Source organism: Streptomyces sp. NPDC034670 (assembly GCF_055574875.1).
On sequence record NZ_JBVITR010000141.1, the window covers coordinates 1 to 1518 of the forward strand.

Annotated in this window: 1 protein-coding gene; it reads right to left on the reverse strand. The window is 71.7% G+C overall.

Annotated elements, in window-relative coordinates:
• A partial coding sequence (locus ACZ56B_RS32845) for an acyl-CoA carboxylase subunit beta (RefSeq protein ID WP_468798754.1) occupies window positions 1-1514 on the reverse strand: 1514 nt, incomplete at its 3' end.
• Window positions 1515-1518: the final 4 nt, after the last annotated feature.

Here is a 1518-nt window from a genome sequence, read left to right on the forward strand (position 1 = left end):
TACTGGGGTGGGTTGCCGTGCTTGCGGGAGGGCAGGTCGGCGTGTTTGGTCCGCAGCATGGCCAGCGAGCGGATGAGGACCGCGCGGGTCTCGGCCGGGTCGATCACGTCGTCGACCAGGCCGCGCTCGGCCGCGTAGTAGGGGTGCATCAGCTCCGCCTTGTACTCCTTGACCATCTTCTGCCGCATCGCCTCCGGGTCCTCCGCGGCGGCGATCTGCCGGCGGAAGATCACCCCCGCGGCGCCCTCGGCGCCCATCACCGCGATCTCGTTGGTGGGCCAGGCATAGGTCAGGTCCGCGCCGATGGACTGGGAGTCCATCACGATGTACGCCCCGCCGTAGGCCTTGCGCAGGATCAGGCTGATGCGCGGCACGGTGGCGTTGCAGTAGGCGTACAGCAGCTTGGCGCCGTGCCGGATGATGCCGCCGTGCTCCTGGTCCACGCCGGGCAGGAAGCCGGGCACGTCCAGCAGGGTGAGCAGGGGGATGTTGAAGGCGTCGCACATCTGCACGAAGCGGGCGGCCTTCTCCGAGGCGGCGATGTCCAGCACCCCGGCCAGCACCTGGGGCTGGTTGGCGATGACCCCGACGACCTGGCCGTCCAGGCGGGCCAGGGCGCAGATGACGTTGCGGGCCCAGCGCTCGTGGACCTCCAGGTACTCGCCGTCGTCGACGATCTCCTCGATCACCCGGGCCATGTCGTAGGGGCGGTTGCCGTCCGCCGGGACCAGGTCCAGCAGCGCCTCGCCGCGCCGGTCGGGGGCGTCCGCGGCCGCCACCCGGGGCGGGTTCTCCCGGTTGTTGGCCGGCAGCAGGGACAGCAGGTAGCGCACCTCGGCCAGGCAGGTCTCCTCGTCGTCGTAGGCGAAGTGGGCCACCCCGGAGGTCTCGGCGTGCACGTCCGCGCCGCCCAGGCCGTTCTGGGTGATCTCCTCGCCGGTGACCGCCCGGACCACGTCGGGGCCGGTGATGAACATCTGCGAGGTGTCGCGGACCATGAACACGAAGTCGGTCAGGGCCGGGCTGTAGGCGGCGCCGCCCGCGCACGGGCCCAGCATCACCGAGATCTGCGGGATCACCCCGGAGGCCCGGGTGTTGCGCTGGAAGATGCCGCCGTAGCCGGCCAGCGCGCTCACGCCCTCCTGGATGCGGGCGCCGGCGCCGTCGTTGAGCGAGACCAGCGGCGCGCCGGCCGCGATGGCCATGTCCATGATCTTGTGGATCTTCGTGGCGTGCGCCTCGCCCAGCGCCCCGCCGAAGATCCGGAAGTCGTGCGCGTAGACGAAGACCGTGCGCCCCTCCACCGTGCCCCAGCCGGTGACCACCCCGTCGGTGTAGGGCTTCTTCTCCTCCAGACCGAACCCGGTGGCCCGGTGCCGGCGCAACTGCTCCACCTCGTGGAAGGAACCGGGATCCAGCAGCAGCGCGATCCGCTCCCGCGCGGTCAGCTTGCCCTTGGCGTGCTGCGCCGCCGTCGCCCTCTCCCCCGGCCCGGCCAGCGCCTGCCGGCGGATCCCC